This is a genomic window from Streptomyces sp. NPDC014676, from assembly GCF_043084105.1.
Lineage (GTDB): Bacteria > Actinomycetota > Actinomycetes > Streptomycetales > Streptomycetaceae > Streptomyces.
This window is the reverse complement of record NZ_JBIBZI010000049.1, coordinates 1-1,165: the sequence shown is the minus strand read 5'-3', so window position 1 is coordinate 1,165 and position 1,165 is coordinate 1. Positions and strand designations below refer to the sequence as shown.

The window sequence follows — 1,165 nt, the reverse complement described above, 5'->3', positions numbered from 1 at the left end:
TAGACGTTGTCTCATTTGGGTTCGTAATCTTGAGGCATGACGATCGTGGAGCGGCTGGTCCCGGACGGGTTGTGGGAGTTGTTCCAGCGGGTGGTACCGCCCGCTCCGACACGGCCGCAAGGTGGTGGGCGGCGCCGGTACGGCGACCGTGAGGTGTTGGCGGCGATCATCTTCGTGGCCACGACGGGCTGCACGTGGCGGCAGTTGCCGCCGGTCTTCGGCCCGTCGGGGGCGACCGCGCACCGGCGTTTCACCGAGTGGAGTGCCGCCCGGGTCTGGGCGAAGCTGCACCGTCTGGTCCTGGACGAACTGGGCTCGCGCGGGGAGCTGGGCTGGTCGCGGTGCGCGATCGACTCGGTGAACATGAGGGCCCTGAAAGGGGGGACCTGACAGGTCCGAATCCGGTGGACCGGGGCAAAAAGGGGTCGAAGATCCACTTGATCACCGAGAGGACCGGTCTGCCCCTCTCGATCGGCATCTCCGGTGCGAACCTCCACGACAGCCAGGCCCTCAAGCCCCTCGTCCGTGGCATTCCGCCGATCCGGTCCCGTCGCGGCCCGCGCAGACGCCGGCCCGCCAAGCTGCACGGCGACAAGGGCTACGACTACGACGACCTGCGCCGGTGGCTGCGCAAGCGGGGCATCCGGCACCGCATCGCCCGCAGGGGCATCGAGTCCTCCACCCGGCTCGGCCGGCACCGCTGGACCATCGAACGCACCATGTCCTGGCTGGCCGGCTGCCGCCGCCTGCACCGCCGCTACGAACGCAAGGCCGAACACTTCCTGGCCTTCACCGCCATCGCCTGCACCCTCATCTGCCACCGCAGACTCGCCAAATGAGACAACGTCTAACAAAGGCGTTGGAGGTGGCGGTGGGTGATGAGGCAGGTGGCGAGGCCGAGGAAGGCCTCGTGGATGTCGTCGCGTCGTTCCCAGCGGATGTGCAGGCGGCGGAAGCCGTGGAGCCAGGAGATGGTGCGTTCGACGACCCAGCGGAAGATGCCCGGGCCGGAGCCGTGTGGCTGGCCGCGTTCGGCGATCATGGGCCGGATACCGCGTTTCCGCAGCAGCCGCCGGTACTTGTCGTGGTCGTAGCCGCGGTCGGCGAAGAGCATGTCGGGGCGTCTGCGTGGTCTGCCGAGGGCGCCGGCGACCGGTGGGACCTT

Annotated in this window: 2 protein-coding genes; one reads left to right on the top strand and one right to left on the bottom strand. The window is 68.8% G+C overall.

All coding sequences use genetic code 11. The features are described from left to right. The first annotated feature begins 36 nt into the window (after positions 1 to 36). Positions 37 to 839 (top strand): IS5 family transposase gene (locus ACF1DX_RS39025; RefSeq protein WP_391795883.1). Its coding sequence is split into 2 segments (ribosomal slippage): positions 37 to 378 and positions 381 to 839, totalling 801 coding nucleotides; the frame shifts between segments, so codons are not numbered across the junction. Between the two features lie 8 nt (positions 840 to 847). On the opposite strand, the gene ACF1DX_RS39020 is transcribed toward ACF1DX_RS39025, so the two are convergent. Then, on the bottom strand, positions 848 to 1,165 hold a 318-nt coding region (locus tag ACF1DX_RS39020), incomplete at its 5' end, for a transposase (RefSeq protein ID WP_391795882.1).